Below are 22,404 nucleotides of genomic sequence, written 5' to 3' on the forward strand. Positions count from 1 at the left end.
AAGCACTCGGGTACGACATTTCCCCGCCGCTGTCCACAAGGTCAGAGACGGTGCGCCTCGCGAGCCGTCGTCACGCCGCGGGTGTCGAAGAAGCGCTTCGCGATCCGGGCCAGGTGGTCGGCGTCGTACTCGCGGTGGTGCTGCACCAGGATCACCAGGTCGGCCGCGGCGGCCGCGCCCTCGAGGTCGTCGGTGCGGGTCACCTCGACGTCGCCGGCGGTCCAGGACGGCACGTACGGGTCGTGGTAGAGCACTGTCGCGCCCAACTGGGCCAGATGGCGGGCCAGCGGCGTGGCCGGCGACTCGCGCTGGTCGGCGATGTTCGCCTTGTAGGTGACGCCGAGCAGCAGGACCGTGGCGCCGTGCACCGCTTGGCCGTCCGCGTTGAGCAGGTTCTGGGCGCGGCGGGCCACGTACCCGGGCATGGTCGCGTTGATCTCCTGGGCCAGCTCGACGAAGCGGAACGGGTAGCCGAGCTTGCTGCGGACGTTGTGCGACAGGTAGTTGGGGTCGATCGGGATGCAGTGCCCGCCCACGCCCGGCCCGGGATAGAAGGCCTGGAAGCCGAACGGCTTGGTGGCGGCGGCCCGGATGACGTCCCACAGGTCGATGTCGAGCTCGTGGCAGAACCGGGCCATCTCGTTGACCAGCGCGATGTTGACGTGCCGGTACGTGTTCTCCAGCAGTTTCGCCGTCTCCGCCTCGCGGGTGCCCCGGGTGCGCACGACGGTGTCCACGAACCGGCCGTAGAACTCCGCGGCCCGGTCGGCGCACTGGCGGGTGTGGCCGCCGACCACCTTGGGCGTGTTGCGCGGGCCGAAGCGCTCGTTGCCGGGGTCGATCCGCTCGGGCGAGAAGGCCAGGTGGAAATCGATGCCGGCGGTGCGGCCGGAGAGCTTCTCGAGCATTGGCCGGACGACCTCGTCGGTGGTGCCGGGGTAGGTCGTCGACTCGAGGACGACCAGCATGCCGGGACTCAGGTTGCGGCCGATCGCCTCGGTGGCGCCGACGACGGCGCGCAGGTCGGGGCCGTCGCCCTCGGCGAGCGGGGTGGGCACGCAGATGACCGCGGTGCCGGCCGACGCGATCAGCGACTCGTCGGTGGTGGCGCGGAAGCCGCCGGCCAGCATCTCGGCGACCTCGGCGTCGGAGAGATCGTCGACGTGCGAGCGGCCGGCCGCCAGCGAGTCGACCACGCGGGCGTCGACGTCGAAGCCCAGCACCCGCAGGCCGGCCCGGGTGGCCTGCTGGGCGAGCGGAAGCCCCACATAGCCCAATCCGAGCACTACAACATCAAATTCCATGATAAATCCTCTCGAGGGGGGCTACGCGGACGGGAGCGGGATGTCGGAATGCGCCTGCTCCGGCAAGCGCGAGCTCTGCCGGGCCACGACCTGCCGGGGCGCCTCGAGCGCCCGCGGGGTGGCCAGCTCGTACGGCGACGGGAACGGCAGGTACGCCGGCAGGAACTCGGCCAGCAAGGCGGCCTGCTCGGCGACGGCGGACGGCGACGAGTCGGTGTCGTTGAGGCAGAACGCGTCCATGTGCCGGTCGTGCAGCACCCGCGCCAGCCGCATCGGCGTGGCCGGGTCGGCCAGGTCCGTGTACATGTATCGGATCTCGCCGGGCGCGGCCCGCCCGGTCAGGTACGAGTAGTACTGCTGCAGCGACGACAGCAGCGAGACGTCCTCGGGATGCCGGAACTGATGGCTCGCCGTGGCGGTCACGTGCTCGGCGAACCGCAGCTCGATCTCGGCCAGCACGCTGCGCCGCGACGGGTGCGGCGTGTGCTTCATCTTGCGGGTCAGCACCCGCCCGAACGCCTGCTGGATCAGCTTCCGGTTGTTCTTGCCGGCCGAGTTCGCCGGCGGGTCGGTGTCCTGCCGGGGCGCCGAGTCGACCAGCGCCGCCGACGGGAAGAACCGGGTCAGCCCGCCCGGCGTGAAGAACATCTCCGGCGGCACCGGGCGGGCCAGGAAGACGTCGTCGTTGAGGTACAGGAAGTGCTCGGCCAGCCCTGGGATCCGGTGCAGCCGCGACTCGATGGCCTGCGAGTTGAAGGTCGGCAGCCGCCCGGTGTCGCCGAAGATCTCGCGGTGGCTCACCACCGTGAGGTCCGCCCGGGTGGTGTCCAGCCAGGCCGGCACCTGATCGTCGGTGACCAGGTAGATGTGCCGCACCCAGGGCGCGAACGAGTGCAGCGCTCGCAGCGAGTACCGCAGCTCGTCGCGCGAGGCGAACCGCGAGTCGTTGGCGGCCTGCCCGCTGACCTCGGTCACCCAGCCGTTCTCGCGCAGCGCGGCGGCCTTGCGCTCGAGCCAGGCCGGGTCGTTGCCGTCCACCCAGGTGTAGACCACGTCGATCGGGAAGGCGACCCGGTCCGGGCTGACCATCGTGAAGATCTCGCGGGTGCGGTAGGAGGCCGGGTCGGCGGGCGAGCTGAACGATCCGAAGACCGCCTCGGGCGCGTCCACGAAGGGCTCGCCGGCCGGAACCACATCGGAGACCGGGTTGCTGCGCGGCCCGACCAGGTTGCCGTCCACGGTCCGCCAGAACTCGATCTCGCAGCCGTACTCCGGGCCGTACATCAAGGTCCGGCCCGGGTCGGTCACCGGCCGGCTCAGCCGCAGCACCGAGGCCTGCCGCCGGCCGCGCCGGCCGGGCCGGCCGTCCGGCCGGATCACTTCGAGCAGCCCGGCGTCACTCGCGCTCAGCGTTTCGAGCAGCTCGATCACCCGGTCGCGGTCCTCTTCGCGTACGGCCACGGCCGAGCCCGTGAGCGATTCGACCGGCACCCGGAACCACTCGATGCCCGCCATGGCGAGCGCGGTCACCACCCGGTCGAGGTTCTCCCGCCGTACACCCGCCGGTGTTGCCCGGTCGGTGACGCGGGCCGTGACAGACCTTCGATGGGCGGCACCTTCCAGCGGAACCACCCGCCGTGCCGTCGCCAGACGGCGATCGGCCGGCAGATAGCGCAGCAGCTTGTGCTGGGCCACGGCCATCATCCGCCGCCGCACCGGCCAGGGGGTGTGTCGCAGGATCCGCCGTAGAGGCACGCCGTCGTCCTTCCGCCGGGGTCCGTCGAGGGTCTGTGACCCTCAACGCGGCTCCGGAACTCCAGGTTGCGGTGTCGGGGTGACGCCTGATATCGCCGGTATACGTCTTTTGCCGGCAGTGACGTGCGAAAACCGGCGATACCGACCCCTACGGGTGCGCTCAGGGTTACCGCCTATGGGCAGAGTTGCCCCGCTGAGGCATGGTGGAGGTCCAGGCATCTTGGGGGAGGACCCGATGGGCAAGGCTGTGGCGTTTCTGGTGGCTCTTCTCGCCGGCGTGATCGTGGTGGGCTGGGTGGTTTCCTCGCTGCTCGGGCCGGCGCTGTTCTACCTGATCGTGGGCGCGCTCGTGGTCGGCGGCGGCCTCTACGTCTACGGCCGGGTCAAGAAGTCGATCGCGCCCGGCACCCGCACCCAGCGGCGCATCGAGGCCGCTCAGAAGACGTACCGCATGCGCAACCGGTGAGCGTCCACCCGGGCGGCTAGGCTTGGGGCCATCGCTTTCATTCTGACCACCGGGGAAGTCGCACGTGTTTGACACTTTGAGTGACCGCCTGTCCGGGATTTTCACCAAGCTCCGCGGCAAGGGCCGGCTCACCGATGCCGACATCGACGCCACCGCTCGCGAGATCCGTCTCGCGCTGCTCGAGGCGGACGTCGCGCTGCCCGTGGTCAAGGCGTTCGTCTTCAACGTCAAGGAGCGGGCCCGCGGCGCCGAGGTCTCCCAGGCGCTCAACCCGGCCCAGCAGATCATCAAGATCGTCCACGAGGAGCTCATCAACATCCTCGGCGGCGAGGGCCGGCGGCTCCAGTTCGCCAAGACCCCGCCGACCGTGATCATGCTGGCCGGCCTGCAGGGTTCCGGTAAGACCACGCTGGCCGGCAAGCTGTCCCGCTGGCTCGCGGGCCAGGGGCATCAGCCGCTGCTCGTCGCGGCCGACCTGCAGCGGCCCAACGCGGTCAACCAGCTCCAGGTGCTCGGCGGCCGGGCCGGCGTCGAGGTCTACGCTCCGCAGCCCGGCAACGGCGTCGGCGACCCGGTCCAGGTGGCGAAGGACTCGATCGGGTACGCGGAGCGCCACGCCAAGGACATCGTCATCGTCGACACCGCCGGCCGCCTCGGCATCGACGCCGAGATGATGCAGCAGGCCCGCGACATCCGCGCCGCGGTCAACCCCGACGAGGTCATCTTCGTCATCGACGCCATGGTCGGCCAGGACGCGGTGCAGACCGCCGAGGCGTTCCGCGACGGCGTCGGCATCACCGGCGTGGTGCTTTCCAAGCTCGACGGCGACGCCCGCGGCGGCGCCGCGCTCTCGGTCCGGCACGTCACCGGCGAGCCCATCCTCTTCGCGTCGACCGGTGAGAAGCTCGAGGACTTCGACCTCTTCCACCCCGACCGGATGGCCAGCCGCATCCTCGGCATGGGCGACGTGCTCACCCTCATCGAGCAGGCCGAGCAGGCCTTCGACGACGAGCAGAAGGAGAAGATGACCTCCAAGCTGCTCGGTGGCGAGCAGTTCACCCTGGAGGACTTCCTCGAGCAGCTGATCGCCGTGCGCCGGATGGGCCCGATCGCCAACATTCTCGGCATGATGCCCGGCATGGGACAGATGAAGTCCCAGCTCGACGAGCTCGACGACTCCCACTTCGACCGGGTCACCGCGATCATCCGGTCGATGACTCCCGGCGAGCGCACCAACCCCAAAATCATCAACGGCTCCCGCCGCGCCCGCATCGCCAACGGCTCGGGCGTCACGGTGATGGACGTCAACCAGCTGCTCAACCGCTTCGCCGACGCGCAGAAGATGATGAAGCAGATGGGCGGCATGATGGGCCTGCCCGGCGCCCGCCGCAAGGCCACCAAGAGCCCGAAGAACAAGCGCAAGGGTACGAAGGGCGGCTCGTCCCGCCCCCGCGCCGGCGCCGGCGGTGGCGGCCTGCCCGCGGGCTTCCCCGGCGGCATGCCGCAGCTCCCGCCCGGCTTCGACCCGAACGCCCTGGGCGGCGGCGCGCCGGGCGGTTTCAAGCTGCCCAACCTCGACTTCAACAAGCTGATGAAGCCCAAGAAGGACGACGACGACAAGCGCTGAGGGCGACTGGTGATCTAGTCATGGGTAGGGTAGTCTCGTGACACCCCCTGAGGAGGTCCCGATGACCGCGGCCCTGCAGCTGCCGAGCCTGCTGGATGAGAAGCAGGACTGGACCGTCGACGACCTGGCGAGCCTTCCGAAGGATCTTCGTTACGAGTTGATCGACGGAAGGCTCCTCTTGCCGTCCCCCACTGTCTTTCATCGGGACGTCTGCCACGAGTTGGTCAGCGCCCTGCGTCCACATTGTCCATCCGGCTATCGAGCCGTGATCGACGTGTCGCTCGAGGTCGACCCGCTGAACGAGCCGCGCACGGACGTGGTGGTGGCTCGGATGGCAGGCGGTCTGCGTAGCCCGGCGCCGATCTCGGGCGCGTTGCTTCTCGCCGAGGTCATCTCGCCGACGTCTCATTTCCGGGACATGCACGCGAAGGCAAAGGTCTTCGCCGGCGCGGGGGTCGAAAGCTACTGGGTCGTCGATCCAACTTTCCGCGGCGGTGTGGTCCTGACCGAGTTCCGGCTCGGCGAGGACAAGCAGTACGAGATCGTGACCAGCACGAACAAGGTCTTCTCGACCGACGTGCCGTTCCCGGCGACCGTCGATGTGCCGGCCCTGACCAAGCTGCTCAACGAGTACCGCCTCGCCGAGCGGGAGGGACCTTCGATCGGGTAGGACTTACGCATGGCGTTTCATGTGCGTGGGGCGGTGCTGCCCGACGGTGAGGTCCGGGATCTGTGGCTGGTGGGGGATCGGGTCACGTACGAGCCGGTGGCCGATGCCGAGACGATCAGCGATGGCGGATTCGTGGTGCCGGGGCTGGTCGATGCGCACTGCCACCTGGGCATCGCCTACGGGGCCAAGCCGATCGAGAGCCTCGACCAGGCCCGTGAGCTGGCCGCCATCGACCGGGAGGCGGGGGTGCTGGCGCTGCGGGACGCGGGCTCGCCGTACCCGTACCCGGAGCTGGACGACGAGCCGGGGATCCCGCGGCTGGCCCGGGCCGGCCGGCACGTGGCGCCGCCGCGACGGTATCTGCGGGACATCGGGATCGAGGTGGCGGCCGAGGACGTCGCGGCCACGGTGACCGCGCAGGCCAAGGCGGGCACCGGGTGGGTCAAGATCGTGGGGGACTGGATCGACCGCGGGGTGGGTGACCTCGCGCCTTCCTGGGACGCGGCGACCATGACCGCCGCGGTGGAGGCGGCGCACGCGGCGGGGGCGCGGGCGGCGGTGCACACGTTCTCCGAGGAGGGCGTGGAGATCATGGTGCGGGCCGGCATCGACTCGGTCGAGCACGGCACCGGGCTCTCGCTCGATCTCATCGACGAGATGGCGCGCCGGGGGACGGCGCTGGTGCCCACGATGATCAACATCCGGACGTTCGGCAGCATCGCCGAGCAGGCGCGGGGCAAGTTCGCGGGGTACGCGGACCACATGATCGCGCTGCGGGATCGCTTCCCGTCGGTGGTGCGGGCGGCGCACGAGGCCGGCGTGCCGATCTACATCGGGACCGACGCGGGCGGCGGGATCCAGCACGGGCTGCAGGCCGAGGAGATGCTGATCATGCAGGAGGCGGGCATCCCCGCGGCCGACATCATCGCGAGCGCCTCGTGGAAGGCGCGCGAGTGGCTCAGCTTCCCGGGTCTGGTCGAGGGCGGCCTCGCCGACCTGGTGGTCTACGAGGCCGACCCCCGCGCCGACCTGCGGGTGGTGCGGGCGCCGCAGCGGATCGTGCTGCGCGGCCGGGTGGTCCGCTGAGACCCTCGTCGATGCTTCCGGTCAGCCGGTGAGCACCCAGAAGTGCAGGGCCGACGTGGTCTGGCAGACCAGGCGGTCGGGGGTGTGGGCACACGCTCCGACCCGCACCGGCACCTCGCCCAGCCGGGTGGCGCGGCCGTCGGCCGTGTCCACCGTCATGACCGCGCCCGCGGCGTGCAGGGGCAGCACCACCAGCTTGCCGGCGGTCAACCACTCGACCTGGGAATCCGGGGCGCGGAAAACCGATCGGCCGGCCGCGTTGTAGAGAACCGCGGTGCCCTCGCCGCCGACCAGGATGGCGCCGCCCAACGAGGAGACCCCAGACCCGTGCTCGGGACCGGCCACGCGCCACAGCGTCCGCCGCGTCGCCAGGTCGACCGCGGCGAGCGTGGTGCGGCCGCCGGCCTCCTGGTCGAGCAGGCAGAGCCGGTCGGCGCCGCACAGGTCGAAGCCGGCGAGGCTGTGGCCGACAGCCTCGCTGAAGACCACCGCCGACGTACCGGCCGGCGTGCTCAGATCGGTGACGCGCAGGCGGTATCCGGCGGGGCCGCCCTCCTCGGTGAACAGGCGTCCGTCGATCGCGGTGATCGTGCCGTCCGCGCGCGGCGTGCCGGCCGCGACCGTATGCAGCAGTTCGCCGCTACGAATGTCGCGCACCTGGGCGTGGCCCGACCGGGTCACCTGCACGAGCCAGTCGCCGGTGAAGCTGTACGGCGTCATGTCGCCCGCGGCGCGTACGCCCATGGTCCGCACCACCGGATCGCTCCCGGCCGCCAGTGACCATCGCTTCGTCCCGGTTGCCCAGTCGTAGGCGCTGGTCTGCCCGGTCGACGGCGACCATTGCACGACCACCCGGTCATGGGGGATCAGCACCTCGTCCCCGATCATCACCGCCGACCACAGCCGGGCGCCGTCGGACGGGCGCAGAGCGGTCACGAGCCGTTCCGCCGGATCGCCCGCCTGGGTGTTGGCGGTGAGCAGGACGGCCGGCGACACGGCCGCGAGGTTCACCAGGGAAGCCCCGTTGACCACCCCCGCCCGGGTCCAGAGGACCGCACCGGTGTGCGGGTCGGTGGCGTTCACCTCGATCCCGCCCTTGTCGTCCTGCCGGGCCGTGTACGCCCGCCCGCCGGCGATCACGGTGGCGGCGTCGCGCAGCTTGGCGTGAACCGGGATCGGCGGCCCGACCTCGGGCAGCGCCGGGGTGGCGGGCACCACCGGGTGATCGGCCCGGCCATGCCGGGCCAGCGCCGCGGCCGACCCGGCCATGACCAGGACCACCGCGAGGGCCGCCGAGACCGCCACCGCCTGGCGGCGGCTGCGCTGCCGGCCGCGCTGCCGGGCCCGTTCCGCCGTGCCCAGCGGGATGCCATCGGCGTGCCGGGCCAGCCCGGTGAACATCTCGTCGAGGTCAACGGGCATCGGATCGTCCTTCCGCGGTCAGGGTGGGTTCGAGCGGGCCGAGCGCGGCGGCCAGGCCGTCCCGGCCGCGGGACAGCCAGGACTTGACCGTGCCGGTCGAGACGCCGGTCTCCGCGGCGATCTCCGCGACCGACCGGTCGAGCAGGTAGTGCAGGGCGAGCGCGCGGCGGTGGATCAGGGGCAGGGTGCGCATCGCGCCGACCAGCAGCACGGTGTTCTCCGACGGCGGCGGGACGTGCGACGGCGGCCGGTCGGGGGCGGGCCGGGCCCGGCGGGCGCCCAGCCGGCGCCAGCGGTCCGTGGCCAGGCGGGTGACCACCAGCCGGAGCCAGGCCTCCTGGTTCTCGTAGCGGGACAGCCGCCGCCAGCGCTGCCAGGCCCGGGCGTACGCCTCCTGCACCAGGTCCTGTGCCTCCGCCGGGTCGGCGGTCAGGCCGTACGCGTAGCGCAGCAGCCGCCGCGAGGTGTCCCGATAGAACGAGTCGAAGTCCATCCGTCACCGCCCCTTCGCCTATGGACACGGCATGCCCGGGCCGCCGGTTGCATCGGCGGCCGGGCTAGGATGTCGCCTCATGGCTCGTGTGCTCACACCCCGCGCGGAGGACTTCCCCCGCTGGTATCAGGACCTGATCGCCAAGGCGCAGCTGGCCGACAACGGGCCGGTGCGCGGCACGATGGTCATCCGGCCGGTGGGCTATGCGATCTGGGAGCGCATGCAGGCCGACATGGACGCCCGCATCAAGGAAGCGGGCGTGCAGAACGCGTACTTCCCGTTGTTCATCCCGGAGAGCTACCTGCGCCGCGAGGCCGACCACGTGGAGGGCTTCTCGCCCGAGCTGGCGGTGGTCACCCACGCGGGTGGCAAGGAGCTGGCCGAGCCGCTGGTGGTGCGCCCGACCAGCGAGACGGTGATCGGCGAGTTCATGGCCAAGTGGGTCGACTCGTACCGTGATCTGCCGCTGCTGCTCAACCAGTGGGCCAACGTCGTGCGGTGGGAGCTGCGCCCGCGCACGTTCCTGCGCACCACCGAGTTCCTGTGGCAGGAGGGGCACACCGCGCACGCCACCGAGGCCGACGCCCGCGAGCACGCCCGCGACGTGCACAAGAACGTCTACCAGGCGTTCATGGAGGAGCTGCTGGCCGTGCCGGTGGTGCCGGGCCGCAAGACCAAGGGCGAGCGCTTCGCCGGCGCCACCAACACCATGACCGTCGAGGCCATGATGGGTGACACCAAGGCGCTGCAGATGGGCACGTCGCACGAGCTCGGGCAGAACTTCGCGAAGGCGTTCGACATCACGTACTCGTCGGCCGCCGGCTCGGTCGAGCACGCCTGGACCACGTCGTGGGGCACGTCCACCCGCATGATGGGCGGGCTGATCATGGTGCATGGCGACGACAACGGCCTGCGGCTGCCGCCGCGCCTGGCGCCGATCCAGGTGCAGGTGATGGTGGTCAAGGCGGGCGAGGGCGTCACCGAAGCGGCGGCCAAGCTCCGCGACGAGCTCAAAGCAGCGGGCGTACGGGTGAAGCTCGACGACCGCGCCGACGTGCCGTTCGGTCGCCGGGCGGTCGACGCCGAGTTGCAGGGCGTCCCGATCCGCGTCGAGGTCGGCCCCCGCGACCTGGCGGCCGGCAACGTCACGGTCGCCCGCCGGATCGACGGCTCGAAGTCCCCGATCCCGATCGGCGACATCGTCGGCGCCGTCACCTCCGCGCTCAAGGCCGACCAGCAGCGCCTCTTCGACGACGCGCTGGCCTTCCGCGAGGAGCGCACGGTCGACGTCAAGACCCTGGGCGACGCGATCGAGGCGGCGCAGACCGGCTGGGCCCGGGTGCCCTGGTCGGCCGTCGGCGACGCCGGCGAAAAGGAGGCGAACGGCAAGGCCGTCACGGTCCGCTGCCTCACCCGGGCGGACGGCGGCATGCCCGACTCCGACGAGGAGCCGAACCTGATCGCGTACCTCGCCCGTTCGTACTGACGTGAGCTTCGCCCCGGGACGGCTGATTCTGCATCGCGACACCCACCACGGCCGGATCGCCTTCGTGCATCCGGCCCGGGTGGTCTCGGACGACGAGCGGGGGCTGCTCGTCTGGGTGGCCTTCGGCTCGGTCATCGCGACCGAACGGGCGTCCGACGGGCGCGGCCCGCGGGACATGCCGTTCGCCGAGTGGGCGGCGCAGCGGTACGAGCTGCGGCTCACCACGTGGCGGGGGCCGGGCGTGCTGCGGCTGTTCCCGCCCGGCGCGGCCCATTCGGTCTGGTTCTTCCGCGACCAGGCCGGGACGTTCAAGAACTACTACGTCAACCTCGAGGAGCCGGCGGTCCGCTGGGACGACGGCGGCCTGGCCGGGATCGACGTGATCGACCAGGACCTCGACATCGAGGCCACGCCCGACCTCGCCTGGCGGTGGAAGGACGAGGACGAGTTCGCCGAGCGGCTGACGTTCCCGCAGCACTACTGGGTGCCCGACGAGGCGGCGGTGTGGGCCGAGGGACGGCGCGTGATCAAGATGATCGAGGCGGGCGAGTTCCCCTTCGACGGCAGCTTCACCGGCTTCGAGCCGGACCCGTCCTGGGTCACCCCGGCCGAACTGCCGGCGGGCTGGGATCGCCCGGTTGTCGCCCGGTCGTAGGCGCTTTCGTCCGGCCGGTTGGCAGCGGCCGGTGACCGTCTGGCAGAATGGGTTCGCTTGGCACGCGTGAGGCGCCCTCTAACCCTGAGCGCGTGGCCAGACCCGAGGCTTCGGATCCACATCCCCACGTGGGTCCCGCACCTCAAAACTCACGCAGTCACCAGGAGCTAATTACCGTGGCCGTTAAGATCCGGCTTCTGCGGATGGGCAAGATCCGCAACCCGCAGTACCGCATCGTCGTCGCCGACTCGCGCACCAAGCGCGACGGTCGCGCCATCGAGTACGTCGGCATCTACCAGCCGAAGGAAAACCCCTCGCTCATCCAGGTGAAGTCCGAGCGCGTGCAGTACTGGCTCTCGGTCGGCGCGCAGCCGAGCGAGGCCGTGCAGCGCATCCTGGAGAAGACCGGCGACTGGCAGCAGTTCAAGGGCCTGCCCGCGCCGCCGCCGCTGCTGGTGGCCGAGCCCAAGAAGAGCCGCACCGAGGTGTACGAGGCCGAGTCGAAGGCCGCCGCCGGCGTCGCCGACACCAAGCCGCAGACCCCGAAGAAGTCGGCCAAGGCGGAGAAGCCGGCCGCGACCGCCGAGCCGAAGCCGGTCGAGGCCGCCGAGCCGAACCGCGAGGCCGTCGCCGAGACCGCAGAGGACCCCGCCGGTGCCGGCGCCGACAAGAGCTGACGGGGCGCTCCGGCCCGCGCTGGAGCACCTCGTCAAGGGCATCGTCGACAACCCGGACGACGTCCGGGTCCGGCTGGTCGACTCGCGTCGCGGCAAGCGGCTCGAGGTTCGCGTGCACCCGGAGGACCTGGGAACGGTCATCGGGCGCGGCGGCCGGACGGCCAAGGCCCTGCGTCAGGTCATCGGGTCGATCGGCGGGCGTGGCATCCGCGTCGACATCGTCGACGCCTACTGACCGAGCTTCCTGAACGGCTTGGCCGTACCGCAAGGGAGTTTGAGTGCTGCTCGTCGTCGGACAGATCGGTAGACCGCACGGGATCCGGGGCGAGGTCTCGGTCCAGGTGCGCACCGACGAGCCTGCCGAGCGTTTCGTCGCCGGCTCGGAGTTCGTCACGGAGGTCCCCCGGGATCGCCGGGTGAGCTCCGGGCCGGCGTCCGCTCCGGGCATCGAGTTCAAGGTGCCCCCGACGCTGGTCGCCGAGTCGGTGCGCTGGCATCAGGGGCGCGCGATCGTGCGGTTCGACGGCATCGACGACCGGAATGTCGCCGAGGCGCTCCGCGGCGTGCTGCTCCAGGTCGAGAGCTCCACCCTGACGCCGCCGTCGGATCCCGACGAGTTCCACGATCACCAGCTGATCGGGCTGCGGGTCGTCACGGTGGGCGGCGACGACCTGGGCGTGGTGGCCCGGATCGACCACGCCGCCGCGTCCGACCTCATCGTGCTCGACAAATCGGGCGGCGGGACGGCGTTGATCCCGTTCGTCAGCCAGATCGTGCCGACCGTGGACGTGCCCGGCGGGCGGATCGTGGTCGATCCGCCCGAGGGGCTGCTGGATCTCTGAGCATGCGCGTCGACGTCATCACGATTTTCCCCGACTATTTCGCCCCGCTCGGGCTGTCGCTGGTCGGCAAGGCGCGCGGGGCCGGCGTCGTCGACCTCGAGGTGCACGACCTGCGGACCTGGACCTCCGACGTGCACCGGACGGTCGACGACACGCCCTACGGCGGCGGGCCCGGCATGGTGATGCGGCCCGAGCCGTGGGGGCAGGCCCTCGACGCGGTCGGCCCGGGAACGCTGATCGTGCCGTCCCCGGTGGGCAAACCGTTCACCCAGGCGGACGCGTACGATCTGGCCGGTCTTGATCATTTGATCTTCGCCTGCGGGCGGTACGAGGGCATCGATCAGCGGGTGATCGACGACGCGGCGGCCCGGATGCCGGTGCGCGAGATCTCGCTCGGCGACTACGTGCTGTTCGGCGGCGAGGTCGCGGTCATCGTGATCATGGAAGCCGTGACCCGGCTGCTGCCGGGGGTGCTGGGCAACGCCTCGTCGCTGGACGAGGAGTCGCACTCGGCCGGCCTGCTGGAGGCGCCGGTCTACACCAAGCCGGCCGCCTGGCGCGATCGCGACGTCCCGGCGGTCCTGCGGTCCGGGGATCATGGCCGGATCGCGCGCTGGCGGCGGGATCAGGCGCTGCTGCGGACCGCTGCGCGGCGCCCGGACATGATGGCCGCCTACCCGCCCGCGTCTTTGGACAAAGCGGACAGGAAGACGCTCTCCGAGGCCGGATTTCGGATCACGCCCCCCGCTGTGGCAGAGTAGGGAGGTTGCCGTTTTCGTTCCGCGCCGCGGAGCGGAGACGAGGATCCCCCACCGTTCCACGCCGGGAGATCAGAAGTACCCGCCCGCGCATCGAACTCCCGATGCGCTTTGAGCACGAGGATGCAGCGATGAACACGCTGGACGCTCTCGACGCCCAGTCGCAGCGCACCGACCTTCCCGACTTCCGGGCCGGCGACACCGTCAAGGTGCACGCCCGGGTCGTCGAGGGAAACCGTTCCCGCGTCCAGGTCTTCCAGGGCGTGGTGATCGCCCGCCAGGGGGCCGGCCTCCGGGAGACCTTCCAGGTCCGGAAGATCAGCTTCGGCGTCGGGGTCGAGCGGACCTACCCGCTCAACAGCCCGGTGATCGACCGGATCGAGGTCGTGACCCGCGGTGACGTGCGGCGCGCCAAGCTCTACTACCTGCGCGAGCTCCGTGGCAAGAAGGCCAAGATCAAGGAGCTCCGGGAAAAGCAGACCGTCTGATTCTCATCGATCCGGCATCCGGCGCATTACGCTTGCGGCTGTGCCGGATGGGATCATTGTGAACCCTTCCAGTGCTACCGCCCGTAAGACCTCGCGAGGGACTCGGGCGGTAGTTCTGCATTCGGCGGGTTCAGTGCGGTATCCGGGGCGGTTGGGCCGGTTGTCGGCGGCGGGAGATGCGAAGCGTGGAACCGATGCAGGGCTATCGGCCGTCCGAGCGGCGGCGGCGCTCGATGCTACGGCGCAAGGAGATGCCGCTCTGGCAGGAACTGCCGCTGCTGCTGGTGGTGGCGTTCTGCCTGGCCGTGCTGATCCGCACGTTCCTGGTGCAGGCGTTCTACATCCCCAGCGGCTCGATGGAGAAGACGCTGCTGGTCAAGGACCGCGTCCTGGTCAACAAGGTGGTCTACGACCTGCGTGACCCGGTGCGCGGCGAGATCGTGGTCTTCCGCGGCACCGACAACTGGGCGCCCGAGGTGACCGAGCCGGTCAGCAACAGCTTCGCGGCCAAGCTCGGCCGGACCGTCGGCGACCTCGTCGGGGTCAGCCGCCCGGGGGAACGCGACTTCATCAAACGGGTGATCGGTCTGCCGGGCGACAAGGTCGCCTGCTGCGACGACAAGGGCCGCATCACGGTCAACGGGGTCGGGATCGACGAGTCGTACATCGCCGACGGCTACAACTCCGACCTCAGCCAGCCGCCCAACCCGTCGCAGTGCACCAGCCGCCGGTTCGCCGAGGTCACCATCCCCGATGGTGAGATGTTTGTCATGGGCGACCATCGCGCGGTCTCCCAGGACGCCCGGTGCCAGGGCCCGGTCCCGATCAAGAACGTGATCGGCCGGGCATTCGTCATCGTCTGGCCGAGCAGCCGGTTCACCAGCCTCTCCGTGCCCGACGTCTGGAAGACGTACGCCGCCGACCATCCCACGGCCGCGGCGGAGGGCCGGGTGCCGGTCCGCCGGGACAACCCGGCGACGGACGCTTTGGTCCTACCATTTCTGTTATCCGCGGGAGTATCCGCGCGTTCCGGACTGCTGTTCGTGACCCGGCGTCGTAGGCTCCGTTCGTGATTGACGAGCAGACCGCTAAGCGCAAGGGATCCTTCTGGCGCGAGCTTCCCATTCTGCTGGGGGTGGCGATCCTCGTCGCCGTTCTCGTGCGCGCCTTCGTCCTGCAGACGTTCTACATCCCGTCCCCGTCGATGGAGCACACCCTCAACGTGCTGGACCGGGTGCTGGTCAACAAGCTCGTCTACGACTTCCGCGACCCCCGCCGCGGCGAGATCATCGTCTTCAAGGCGCCCGAGATCTGGCAGTCCGGCGCCGAGGGCGAGGACTTCATCAAGCGGATCATCGGTACGCCGGGCGACCGCGTGATGTGCTGCGACGACCAGGACCGCCTGGTCATCAACGGGCACTCGCTCGACGAGCCGTACATCTACCACGACGCCGACGGCAACCAGGACCCCGCCGCCGACCGCAAGTTCGAGATCACGGTGCCCAAGGACCGCCTCTGGGTGATGGGCGACCACCGCTCGGCGTCCGGCGACTCCCTCGAGCACTACGAGGACAGCGAGGGCGACATCCAGCAGGCGACGATCCCCGAGGACTCGGTGATCGGCCGCGCCTTCACGGTGTTCTGGCCGGTCAGCCGGGCGAAGTGGCTCTCGGTGCCGGACGGCTACGCCGACATCCCGGACTCGACGGCGGCAAAGTAACACCCGCTCGATAGATCCACCACGGGCGCAATAGGCTTGTCCGGTGACCCACATCGACCGCCGCGCCGCCCGCGTGTTACTGATCGACGGGGCCGGGCGCACCCTGCTGCTGCACGGCGGCGATCCGGCCCGTCCCGGGCAGCGATGGTGGTTCACTCCCGGCGGCGGGCTGGATGAGGGCGAGACGCTCGCCGAGGGCGCTGCGCGCGAATTGTTCGAGGAGACCGGCCTGCGGGTCGACCCGGCCGAGCTGGGCTCGCCGGTGTGGCACGAGGTGGCCGAGTTCAGCTATCGCGAGCGGGAGTATCGCCAGGAGCAGGATTTCTTCGTGCTCCGCGTGGACGAGTGCCGGGTCGACATGGCCGGCATGGACGACGACGAGCAGCAGACCATCACCGAGCACCGCTGGTGGTCGGTGGCCGAGATCCAGGCGAGCGGCGAGCAGATCTTCCCGCGCGATCTGGCGGCGCTGCTGACCGAATGTCTGACGGCCCCCGTTGCGGGCTCCCGGTCGGCTTCGCCGGCGCCTTCGTCGCCGGCCTCGTCGGCGGCCTCCTGGGCCGGTGATCGCTGATGCTGGCTCCGCCGCGCACCGTGGTTCGCCGCGAGGGCGGCATCTACGCCCTGGAGCGGGCCCTGCAGCGTCGTGGCTTCCGCAACGTGGCCGGCGCCGACGAGGCCGGTCGCGGCGCCTGTGCGGGCCCGCTGGTGGCCGCGGCGGCGATCCTGCCCGAGGGCAAGCGCGGCGAGGTGCCCGGGCTGGCCGACTCCAAGCTGCTGACGCCGGCCGCCCGCGAACGGGTCTACGCCGAGGTCGTCGACCGGGCCCTGGCCTGGTCCGTGATGATCATCCCGGCCACCGAGGTCGATGCCCGCGGCCTGCACGTGTGCAATCTCGCGGCGATGCGACGCGCGCTCGCCTCGTTGTCGGCCCCACCGGAGTACGTGCTGACCGACGGCTTCCCGGTCGACGGGCTGGGCGTGCCCGGCCTCGCCGTGTGGAAGGGCGACCAGGTGGCGGCGTGCGTGGCGGCGGCGAGCGTGCTGGCCAAGGTCACCCGGGACCGCATCATGGTGGAGCTGGACGACCAGTTCCCCAGCTACGGCTTCGCGGTGCACAAGGGATACGTCACCGATGAGCACAGCGCGGCCCTTCTCCGCCACGGGCCCTGCGCCGAGCACCGGTTCTCGTACGTGAATGTGGCGGCGGCCTCGGGCCGGGGCAACCGGCCGCCGCGGGCCCGGCGCCCGATGGCGGCGCCGGCGATCTCGCCGACGCTGTTCGATTTTGCGGAGCCCACCGCCGTGCTGTTTGATGCATCCGCGGCCGAGCCGCCGGTGCTTCCGGGCGCTGGTGAGGGTACCGTCGGCGTGGCGTCGGGCGACCAGCCTCAGCCGTCGCCGTCGGTGGGGGAAGATGAGGCCATGGAGGGCGAGAAGCGATGAGCGCAGAGGATCTCGAGAAGTACGAGACCGAGATGGAGCTGCAGCTCTACCGGGAGTACCGCGACATCGTCCGCCAGTTCTCCTACGTGGTGGAGACGGAGCGCCGGTTCTACCTGGCCAACCAGGTCGACCTGCACGTGCGCAACTCCGACGGCGAGGTGTATTTCGAGGTCGAGATGCACGACGCCTGGGTGTGGGACATGTATCGGCCGGCCCGGTTCGTCAAGAACGTGCGTGTGATGACCTTCAAGGACGTCAACGTCGAGGAGCTGGAGAAGCCCGACATCTCCCTGCCGGACGACGCCGGCTTCGGCAGCTGACCCGGGGTTATCCACAGAACGGGGTTGTCCACAGGGCGGTTCGCGGCCGAGGTGCCGTTGCGGGAGGGTGGCTGCCATGCCCTCCGTCCTCAGCTTGGTTTTGCTGATCGTTTCCGCCATGGTCGCGCCGTTGGCTCGGTACGCATGGCCGGTTTCACCGCCTCAGGTGGTTCGTCGTTTCGATCCTCCGCCGCGGCCCTGGCTCGCCGGTCATCGCGGGGTCGACCTCGCCGCGGCGCCATCGGCACTGGTGCGGGCGGCCGGCGGGGGCACGGTCGTCTTCGCCGGTGAGATAGCGGGCCGCGGGGTTGTCAGCGTCGCTCATGCCGGAGGCCTCCGCACCACCTACGAGCCGGTGACGGCGACCGTGGCGGTGGGCGATCACCTCGGGCCGGGGGATCCCGTCGGCGTGCTTGCCGCCGGCCATCCCGGCTGTCCCGCGCCGGCCTGCCTGCACTGGGGGCTGCGCCGAGACGACCTCTACCTCGACCCGCTCGCCCTTCTCGGGCTCGGCCGGGTTCGCTTGCTGCCGCTCGCCGGGCCGTAACCGGCCCGGCGAGCACGGCGTGGGCGGGTTCGCCGGTCGCCGCTCAGCGGGGCGTGGTGAGGCTCGCGAGCAGCGGCGGGAGGCGTTCGGCCAGGCGGTCGTATTCTTCCGGGCGGTTGTAGACCTGGGCGCTCAGGCGGAGCAGGCCGCGGCCGCCCCAGGCGTTGACGGCGGTCTCGGTGGCCAGCTTGTCGGAGATCAGCAGGCGTAGCGCGATCGCCTCCGGGGGCGTGCTGGCCAAGCCGGCCGGGAGCGGCACCACGCGCATCGCGACCTCCGGGGTGGCCGGCTGCGGCAGGTCGGCGGGCGCCAGGCCGAGCGCGGCGCCGACCACCCGCTGGCCGTAGGCGACCAGCGCGGCATTGTGCGCCCGTACCGCCTCCCAGCCGAGCGTGCGCAGCGTGAACAGGCCGGCCGGAGCGGCCAGCCAGGGGGTGTAGTCGATCGTCCCCTGGTATTCCACCGCGAGCGGGAAGCCTTCGTCCTGCTCCCAGGAGACGACCAGCGGCTCGATCCGCCGGCGCCACTGTGGGGCGACCGCGAGCAGGGCCGTGCCGCGCGGGGCGAACGCCCACTTGTGCAGGTTGCCCACCCAGAAATCGGCCCCGATCGCGGACACGTCGACCGGGAACATGCCGGGGACGTGCGCGGCGTCCACGAGCACCGGGATGTCGTGCTCCCGCGCGGCCGCCGCGATCTCCCGTACGGGAAAAGTCGCCGACGTCGCGGAAGCGATCTGATCGATTATCAACAACCTGGTTTTGCCGGGCCGTAAGGCCGCACGCACCCGGGAGATCACCTCGGCGTCGGAGGCCGACAGCGGCAGCGCGACCGTGCGGGCGGTCGCGCCCACCCGGCGGCATTGACGGCGCGTGGCCATCGCGACCGCGCCGTAGCCATGATCGGTGAGCAGCACCTCGTCGGCCGACCCGAAGCGCAGTGTCTGGAGGATCAGCGAGACGGCAGCGGTCGTGTTGGGCACCAGGGCGCTGCCGTCCGGATCCGCGCCCAGGAAGGCCGCGATGTGCCGTCGGGTGTGGACCACGCGGTCGAGCATGCCCTGGGTGTAGAACTTGTGCGGATTCGCCTCGATCTCGTCGCGCAGCCGCTGTTGGGCGCGCTGCACCCCGATCGGGACGGCGCCGAAGGAACCGTGGTTGAGATAGGACACGGCCGGGTCCAGCGAGAACAGGAGGCGTGCACCCTTCAGCGGTGCGGGCGGGTCTCCGGCGCTCACGCCTCGATCGTACGGTGTCACGCGCGAGGGTGGGCCTGTTTGAACGCCGCCCGCAGGCGCTCGGTGGACACATGCGTGTAGATCTGGGTGCTCGACAGCGACGCATGGCCCAGCAGATCTTGCACGGCGCGCAGGTCGGCGCCCCCGTCGAGCAGGTGGGTGGCGGCCGAATGGCGCAGGTCGTGCGGGCTGGTGTGCGGCAGCCCGGCGGCCCGGGCGGCGGCGTCGACGATCCGGCGCACGACGGTCGGCTGCAGGCGGCCGCCCTTGACGCCGAGGAACAGGGCGTCGCCGCTCTCCGGTGTGGCCAGGGCGGGACGGCCGTGGCGCAGCCAGTCGTCGAGCGCGCGCTGGGCGGGCAGGCCGTAGGGGACCGCGCGCTCCTTGGCGCCCTTGCCGAAGACGCGGACCAGGCGGCGGCTCTCGTCGAGATCGGCGCGGTCGAGGCCGCAGAGCTCGCTGACCCGGATGCCGGCGGCGTAGAGCAGCTCGAGAACGGCCCGATCTCGTTCGCCAATGCCGTTCTCGCCGGCGCTGTTCTTGCTGGCGCCGTTTCTGCTGGCGCTGTTCTTGTCGGCGTCGTTTCTGCCGGTGTCGCTTCCTTGGGTGACAAGCGCGGCGGCCTGGTCGGCGCGGAGGACGGTGGGCAGGTCGCGGTGGGCCTTCGGGCTGGCCAGCTGGGCGCCGGGGTCGTTCGCGGCGATTCCGGCGCGATGCGCCCAGGCGGTGAAGTTGCGGGCCGCGGCGGCGCGGCGTGCCTGCGACGTACGGGCGGCGCCGTCCCGCATCCGGGCGGCCAGCCAGCCGCGCAGCACGGCGATGTCGAGGTCCCCGAGGGCCGCGCAGCCCGCCCCGGCGGCGTGGTGCAGCAGGGAGACGACGTCGCCGACATACGCCCGGACGGTGTGCTCGGACCGGTTGTCGACCCGCGCGAGATGCCGGCCGAAGTCGTCGACCGCCTGGCGCATCGCGTCCGGCAGCTCCTCGTGCATCTGGCGGGTATCCATCGCGTTGACCGTCTTCGCTTCGCGGGGTTTCGTCAAGCTTCGCTTCGCGGGGTTTCGTCAAGCGTCCACGCTCTGGCGGCCTGCTCAAGCGTCCGTGCTCTGGCGGCCTGTTCCGGCGGCCTTCCGGTTACCGCGCCCTGCCGCGGTTCCCGGCCGCCGCCGTTGTTGCCACCCTTACGGCCGGGTGACCTGCACCCGGTCGGCGGGGTGGACCGTCTCGGTGCCGTCGGGGGCGGTCACGACCAGGACCGGCACGCCCTCGCCCAGCCGATATTTCCGCCGCTCGGCGTCGGTGGGCATGCGGGCGCCGGCGCGCTCGCCGCGCGCCAGCGGCACGAGCTCGGTCGGCTCGGGCACCCGGACGAACGTCCCTCGTGGCCGGTCGACGGTGACCAGGCCCTCGGTGCGCAGCTGGCCGATGGCCTGGCGCACGGTGGTGCGGCTGATGCCGTATTCCTGCGCGAGGCGCAGCTCGCTGGGCAGTGGCTCGCCGGGACCCAGCTCGCCCGATTCGATCTGATTGCGGAGCAGGTCGGCCAACTGGCGGAACACCGCACGGTCCGCTGAAGGATCGATCATGCCAGTAACTTTACGTGGCCACGATGCTCCATCGTGTTGTACGTACGACTCCATGTAGATATGATACAGCCGCCGCACTGAGAAGGCCGAGACTTGATCGGGCGGCAGGGCGGGCGGCGGTTGTCGATCGCTCGTAGGGTCGCGAAAGCGCCTGGTGCGCGGTCCGGCCGTCGCCCGTTCCACCGCAGTCGGGAGACCTGCGGTGACCACCTCGGAGGCGCTCGTGTCGAGGCCGCGCCACGGGAGTCGGAGCCCAGTCCAAGTCGTCTAGTCAACGCGTCGCGGGACCATGCGCCGTGACTCAGTGCGCATGGTCCCGCCGTAACGCATAGCAAAGGGCCCGCGGGCGGTGCTTACTCCGCGGTGCTCACGTCTCGGTGTCGTCTCAGTTGTCGACGACGGCCCAGGAGAGGAAGCGCTCGTAGAGGTCGGGGTCGGCGTCGGTGCCCAGGTCGAGCATCGCGTCGTACAGCTTGTTGGACAGATAGAGGGTCAGGACCGATGGAAAGCTGCGGAATTCGGTCACCAATGTGCTCCGTGCCTCGGCGCACGGCCACGGTTGTCTGCAGACCTGGCAGTCCCAGCCAGGGCGGTCGTGCAGATGCTCGGAGCGGGCGGTTGTCGAGGTCATCGGCGTCCCCCATGGCCGGTCCGGAGTCTCAGGTCTGTGCTAGCGCTGGAATGCCATCGGCGACCGCGTGGCGTTGCGGCTCGGGTTTCTGTCCGCGACGGAAGGCACGTTCACCGGCGGCTCAGGTTGATGTGGTGGTAGGCCATGCCGGGGCGGCCCTTGAAGTCCGGAGGGTGACCGCGCCGACCCCCGTCCGGGTCGGCGCGCGACCCCGGGGCACCGGCTCGGCCGGCGCGCTCACCCAGCTCCGGTGTGCCGCCGCCGGCCGGAGGCGGCGTCGTGGCGGTTCGGCTCGCGTCGGCTGCGGTGGGATTGCTGGCTGGGGCGCGCGACGCGGCGGTTCGGTCCGCGTCGTCCGCGGGTCGGCGCGGAAGCGGCCAACGAGAAGCGGTTATGGGGGCGGCCCCGGCCCGGGAACCGGGGCACGGGCTCGCACCGGGGCCGCCCGTGGCGCCGCGACCGCCGGGATGGGCGGCGGCGCCGCCGGTGAGTTGTGGTTCGGGGGTGGGGATGGGACGAGCTCGTGGGGGAGGCCAGCCCGGCGGGGAACGGCGAGCGGCCCAGCGCGGTAGAGCGAGTGGCAGGGCGGAATGCGGAAATGGGATCGGGCGCAGGGTGGTGTATCCGCCGGGGATGGGGAAGGGGGCGGTGGCGAGGTAGCCGATCAGCGCCGGCGGGATGGGCCGCCTGTCCTCGCGGGTGGTGGGGGACGGCCAGGTCGTGGCAGTGCTGGGCGGGAACGGCCGGCGCTTGACGGGCACCAGCCGATCGACGCAAGGGCAGGTCAGACCGCAGGAGCAGCGCCGCCAGAGGGTTCGCCAATCGCGCCTGTGCGTGGGGGTCACGGGGACCGGCTGGGTTGTCGGGCGACGCCTAGTCATGGGAGCAGTATAGATGTCATAGGACTAGATGTCTCCTATCAAGTTGCCTACCGACTAATAGTCTCACGCCTACGGTCGATCTCGTGGCAGTGAAACCGATCCGGCTCATGGGCGCGCACGAGATCCGAATCCGATTGGGTGGGGTCAGTCGGCAGCGTGCGTACCAGATCACCAGTCGGGCCGACTTCCCCAAGCCGGTCGCCGATCTGGCGCAGGGCAAGGTGTGGCTCGCCGACGACGTCGAGGCGTGGATGAAGGTCCACCGGCACAACCTCGACGACTCCGAGGACTGATCGACGGCGGCGCC

26 protein-coding genes are annotated in these 22,404 nt (G+C 70.9%); 18 read left to right on the forward strand and 8 right to left on the reverse strand.

Translation table 11 applies throughout. The features are described 5' to 3' along the window. Nucleotides 1–41: 41 nt before the first annotated feature. Nucleotides 42–1,304 (reverse strand): nucleotide sugar dehydrogenase, encoded by a 1,263-nt coding sequence (locus tag ACFQS1_RS14195; RefSeq protein WP_378967925.1) that lies wholly within the window; start codon nucleotides 1,302–1,304, stop codon nucleotides 42–44. Nucleotides 1,305–1,325: 21 nt separating this feature from the next. Further along, nucleotides 1,326–3,059, reverse strand: coding sequence for a stealth family protein (locus ACFQS1_RS14200; RefSeq protein ID WP_378967927.1), 1,734 nt, complete (start codon nucleotides 3,057–3,059; stop codon nucleotides 1,326–1,328). Nucleotides 3,060–3,294: 235 nt separating this feature from the next. Here ACFQS1_RS14200 and ACFQS1_RS14205 point away from each other — a divergent pair, with 235 nt between their 5' ends. The 4 genes from ACFQS1_RS14205 (at nucleotide 3,295) to ACFQS1_RS14220 (ending at nucleotide 6,908) form a co-directional block, all read left to right on the forward strand. Beyond that, nucleotides 3,295–3,525 (forward strand): hypothetical protein, encoded by a 231-nt coding sequence (locus tag ACFQS1_RS14205; RefSeq protein WP_378967929.1) that lies wholly within the window; start codon nucleotides 3,295–3,297, stop codon nucleotides 3,523–3,525. Between the two features lie 64 nt (nucleotides 3,526–3,589). Beyond that, nucleotides 3,590–5,152 (forward strand): signal recognition particle protein, encoded by a 1,563-nt coding sequence (gene ffh / locus ACFQS1_RS14210; protein WP_378967932.1) that lies wholly within the window; start codon nucleotides 3,590–3,592, stop codon nucleotides 5,150–5,152. A gap of 37 nt (nucleotides 5,153–5,189) precedes the next feature. Continuing rightward, nucleotides 5,190–5,822 carry a Uma2 family endonuclease gene (locus tag ACFQS1_RS14215; RefSeq protein ID WP_378967934.1) on the forward strand — a complete coding sequence of 211 codons (633 nt, stop codon included), beginning with the start codon at nucleotides 5,190–5,192 and terminating at the stop codon, nucleotides 5,820–5,822. A 9-nt stretch (nucleotides 5,823–5,831) separates the two neighbouring features. Continuing rightward, nucleotides 5,832–6,908 carry an amidohydrolase family protein gene (locus ACFQS1_RS14220; RefSeq protein WP_378967936.1) on the forward strand — a complete coding sequence of 359 codons (1,077 nt, stop codon included), beginning with the start codon at nucleotides 5,832–5,834 and terminating at the stop codon, nucleotides 6,906–6,908. A 21-nt stretch (nucleotides 6,909–6,929) separates the two neighbouring features. Here the strand turns inward: ACFQS1_RS14220 and ACFQS1_RS14225 are convergent, their stop codons facing one another. Both ACFQS1_RS14225 and ACFQS1_RS14230 read right to left on the reverse strand, forming a co-directional pair. Next, the gene (locus tag ACFQS1_RS14225) at nucleotides 6,930–8,330 is read right to left on the reverse strand and encodes a PQQ-binding-like beta-propeller repeat protein (RefSeq protein WP_378967938.1); all 1,401 of its coding nucleotides are present in this window, start codon (nucleotides 8,328–8,330) and stop codon (nucleotides 6,930–6,932) included. Next, nucleotides 8,320–8,823: a SigE family RNA polymerase sigma factor gene (locus tag ACFQS1_RS14230; protein WP_378967940.1), complete on the reverse strand. Its 504-nt coding sequence runs from the start codon at nucleotides 8,821–8,823 to the stop codon at nucleotides 8,320–8,322. The genes ACFQS1_RS14225 and ACFQS1_RS14230 overlap by 11 nt, the downstream gene beginning before the upstream one ends. 79 nt (nucleotides 8,824–8,902) lie before the next feature. On the opposite strand from ACFQS1_RS14230, the gene proS reads away from it, so the two are divergent. The 13 genes from proS to ACFQS1_RS14295 all read left to right on the forward strand — a co-directional run bounded on the left by proS (nucleotide 8,903) and on the right by ACFQS1_RS14295 (nucleotide 17,762). After that, nucleotides 8,903–10,309 (forward strand): proline--tRNA ligase, encoded by a 1,407-nt coding sequence (gene proS, locus ACFQS1_RS14235; RefSeq protein ID WP_378967943.1) that lies wholly within the window; start codon nucleotides 8,903–8,905, stop codon nucleotides 10,307–10,309. A 1-nt stretch (nucleotide 10,310) separates the two neighbouring features. Beyond that, on the forward strand, nucleotides 10,311–10,964 hold the full coding sequence (locus ACFQS1_RS14240) for a DUF402 domain-containing protein (protein ID WP_378967945.1): 654 nt from the start codon (nucleotides 10,311–10,313) through the stop codon (nucleotides 10,962–10,964). A 176-nt stretch (nucleotides 10,965–11,140) separates the two neighbouring features. Beyond that, the gene (gene rpsP / locus ACFQS1_RS14245; protein ID WP_378967947.1) at nucleotides 11,141–11,641 is read left to right on the forward strand and encodes a 30S ribosomal protein S16; all 501 of its coding nucleotides are present in this window, start codon (nucleotides 11,141–11,143) and stop codon (nucleotides 11,639–11,641) included. Beyond that, nucleotides 11,619–11,876, forward strand: a complete 258-nt coding sequence (locus tag ACFQS1_RS14250) for an RNA-binding protein (RefSeq protein ID WP_014447131.1) — start codon at nucleotides 11,619–11,621, stop codon at nucleotides 11,874–11,876. Before rpsP ends, ACFQS1_RS14250 begins: the two co-directional genes overlap by 23 nt. A 46-nt stretch (nucleotides 11,877–11,922) precedes the next feature. Then, nucleotides 11,923–12,483, forward strand: coding sequence for a ribosome maturation factor RimM (rimM, locus tag ACFQS1_RS14255; RefSeq protein ID WP_378968198.1), 561 nt, complete (start codon nucleotides 11,923–11,925; stop codon nucleotides 12,481–12,483). 2 nt (nucleotides 12,484–12,485) lie between these two features. Beyond that, nucleotides 12,486–13,244, forward strand: coding sequence for a tRNA (guanosine(37)-N1)-methyltransferase TrmD (gene trmD, locus ACFQS1_RS14260; protein WP_378967949.1), 759 nt, complete (start codon nucleotides 12,486–12,488; stop codon nucleotides 13,242–13,244). A gap of 128 nt (nucleotides 13,245–13,372) precedes the next feature. Beyond that, nucleotides 13,373–13,729, forward strand: coding sequence for a 50S ribosomal protein L19 (gene rplS, locus ACFQS1_RS14265; protein ID WP_378967951.1), 357 nt, complete (start codon nucleotides 13,373–13,375; stop codon nucleotides 13,727–13,729). A gap of 176 nt (nucleotides 13,730–13,905) precedes the next feature. After that, on the forward strand, nucleotides 13,906–14,802 hold the full coding sequence (gene lepB, locus ACFQS1_RS14270; RefSeq protein WP_378967953.1) for a signal peptidase I: 897 nt from the start codon (nucleotides 13,906–13,908) through the stop codon (nucleotides 14,800–14,802). Further along, entirely contained in the window at nucleotides 14,799–15,449 is a 651-nt protein-coding gene (lepB, locus tag ACFQS1_RS14275; RefSeq protein ID WP_378967956.1) for a signal peptidase I, read from the forward strand. The genes lepB (ACFQS1_RS14270) and lepB (ACFQS1_RS14275) overlap by 4 nt, the downstream gene beginning before the upstream one ends. 43 nt (nucleotides 15,450–15,492) lie before the next feature. Beyond that, nucleotides 15,493–16,023 carry an NUDIX hydrolase gene (locus tag ACFQS1_RS14280; RefSeq protein WP_378967958.1) on the forward strand — a complete coding sequence of 177 codons (531 nt, stop codon included), beginning with the start codon at nucleotides 15,493–15,495 and terminating at the stop codon, nucleotides 16,021–16,023. Continuing rightward, nucleotides 16,023–16,895 (forward strand): ribonuclease HII, encoded by an 873-nt coding sequence (locus tag ACFQS1_RS14285; RefSeq protein ID WP_378967960.1) that lies wholly within the window; start codon nucleotides 16,023–16,025, stop codon nucleotides 16,893–16,895. Before ACFQS1_RS14280 ends, ACFQS1_RS14285 begins: the two co-directional genes overlap by 1 nt. Further along, nucleotides 16,892–17,215: a DUF2469 domain-containing protein gene (locus tag ACFQS1_RS14290; RefSeq protein WP_020517955.1), complete on the forward strand. Its 324-nt coding sequence runs from the start codon at nucleotides 16,892–16,894 to the stop codon at nucleotides 17,213–17,215. Before ACFQS1_RS14285 ends, ACFQS1_RS14290 begins: the two co-directional genes overlap by 4 nt. Before the next feature lie 166 nt (nucleotides 17,216–17,381). Continuing rightward, complete coding sequence (locus ACFQS1_RS14295; protein ID WP_378967962.1) at nucleotides 17,382–17,762, forward strand: murein hydrolase activator EnvC family protein; 381 nt, start codon at nucleotides 17,382–17,384, stop codon at nucleotides 17,760–17,762. Nucleotides 17,763–17,805: 43 nt separating this feature from the next. Here the strand turns inward: ACFQS1_RS14295 and ACFQS1_RS14300 are convergent, their stop codons facing one another. The 4 genes from ACFQS1_RS14300 to ACFQS1_RS14315 all read right to left on the reverse strand — a co-directional run bounded on the left by ACFQS1_RS14300 (nucleotide 17,806) and on the right by ACFQS1_RS14315 (nucleotide 21,111). Continuing rightward, nucleotides 17,806–18,999 (reverse strand): aminotransferase class V-fold PLP-dependent enzyme, encoded by a 1,194-nt coding sequence (locus ACFQS1_RS14300; RefSeq protein WP_378967964.1) that lies wholly within the window; start codon nucleotides 18,997–18,999, stop codon nucleotides 17,806–17,808. Nucleotides 19,000–19,016: 17 nt separating this feature from the next. Beyond that, the gene (locus ACFQS1_RS14305; protein ID WP_378967966.1) at nucleotides 19,017–20,006 is read right to left on the reverse strand and encodes a tyrosine recombinase XerC; all 990 of its coding nucleotides are present in this window, start codon (nucleotides 20,004–20,006) and stop codon (nucleotides 19,017–19,019) included. A gap of 174 nt (nucleotides 20,007–20,180) precedes the next feature. Continuing rightward, nucleotides 20,181–20,585, reverse strand: a complete 405-nt coding sequence (locus ACFQS1_RS14310; RefSeq protein WP_378967968.1) for a winged helix-turn-helix domain-containing protein — start codon at nucleotides 20,583–20,585, stop codon at nucleotides 20,181–20,183. A gap of 385 nt (nucleotides 20,586–20,970) precedes the next feature. Further along, nucleotides 20,971–21,111 (reverse strand): hypothetical protein, encoded by a 141-nt coding sequence (locus ACFQS1_RS14315; RefSeq protein WP_378967970.1) that lies wholly within the window; start codon nucleotides 21,109–21,111, stop codon nucleotides 20,971–20,973. A gap of 1,093 nt (nucleotides 21,112–22,204) precedes the next feature. Between ACFQS1_RS14315 and ACFQS1_RS14320 the strand changes: the two genes are divergently transcribed. After that, complete coding sequence (locus tag ACFQS1_RS14320; protein WP_378968200.1) at nucleotides 22,205–22,390, forward strand: DNA-binding protein; 186 nt, start codon at nucleotides 22,205–22,207, stop codon at nucleotides 22,388–22,390. Nucleotides 22,391–22,404: the final 14 nt, after the last annotated feature.

Origin of the sequence: Paractinoplanes rhizophilus (genome assembly GCF_042664765.1) — a bacterium.
GTDB classification, from domain to species: domain Bacteria; phylum Actinomycetota; class Actinomycetes; order Mycobacteriales; family Micromonosporaceae; genus Actinoplanes; species Actinoplanes rhizophilus.

What these genes read in the sequence shown, in the direction of transcription:
- ACFQS1_RS14195 (WP_378967925.1), bottom strand. Translation starts at nt 1,304, where the DNA reads ATGGAATTTGATGTTGTAGTGCTCGGATTGGGCTATGTGGGGCTTCCG.
- ACFQS1_RS14205 (WP_378967929.1), top strand. Translation starts at nt 3,295, where the DNA reads ATGGGCAAGGCTGTGGCGTTTCTGGTGGCTCTTCTCGCCGGCGTGATC.
- ACFQS1_RS14220 (WP_378967936.1), top strand. Translation starts at nt 5,832, where the DNA reads ATGGCGTTTCATGTGCGTGGGGCGGTGCTGCCCGACGGTGAGGTCCGG.
- ACFQS1_RS14225 (WP_378967938.1), bottom strand. Translation starts at nt 8,330, where the DNA reads ATGCCCGTTGACCTCGACGAGATGTTCACCGGGCTGGCCCGGCACGCC.
- ACFQS1_RS14230 (WP_378967940.1), bottom strand. Translation starts at nt 8,823, where the DNA reads ATGGACTTCGACTCGTTCTATCGGGACACCTCGCGGCGGCTGCTGCGC.
- proS (WP_378967943.1), top strand. Translation starts at nt 8,903, where the DNA reads ATGGCTCGTGTGCTCACACCCCGCGCGGAGGACTTCCCCCGCTGGTAT.
- trmD (WP_378967949.1), top strand. Translation starts at nt 12,486, where the DNA reads ATGCGCGTCGACGTCATCACGATTTTCCCCGACTATTTCGCCCCGCTC.
- rplS (WP_378967951.1), top strand. Translation starts at nt 13,373, where the DNA reads ATGAACACGCTGGACGCTCTCGACGCCCAGTCGCAGCGCACCGACCTT.
- lepB (WP_378967953.1), top strand. Translation starts at nt 13,906, where the DNA reads ATGCGAAGCGTGGAACCGATGCAGGGCTATCGGCCGTCCGAGCGGCGG.
- ACFQS1_RS14285 (WP_378967960.1), top strand. Translation starts at nt 16,023, where the DNA reads ATGCTGGCTCCGCCGCGCACCGTGGTTCGCCGCGAGGGCGGCATCTAC.
- ACFQS1_RS14290 (WP_020517955.1), top strand. Translation starts at nt 16,892, where the DNA reads ATGAGCGCAGAGGATCTCGAGAAGTACGAGACCGAGATGGAGCTGCAG.
- ACFQS1_RS14305 (WP_378967966.1), bottom strand. Translation starts at nt 20,006, where the DNA reads ATGGATACCCGCCAGATGCACGAGGAGCTGCCGGACGCGATGCGCCAG.
- ACFQS1_RS14310 (WP_378967968.1), bottom strand. Translation starts at nt 20,585, where the DNA reads ATGATCGATCCTTCAGCGGACCGTGCGGTGTTCCGCCAGTTGGCCGAC.
- ACFQS1_RS14320 (WP_378968200.1), top strand. Translation starts at nt 22,205, where the DNA reads ATGGGCGCGCACGAGATCCGAATCCGATTGGGTGGGGTCAGTCGGCAG.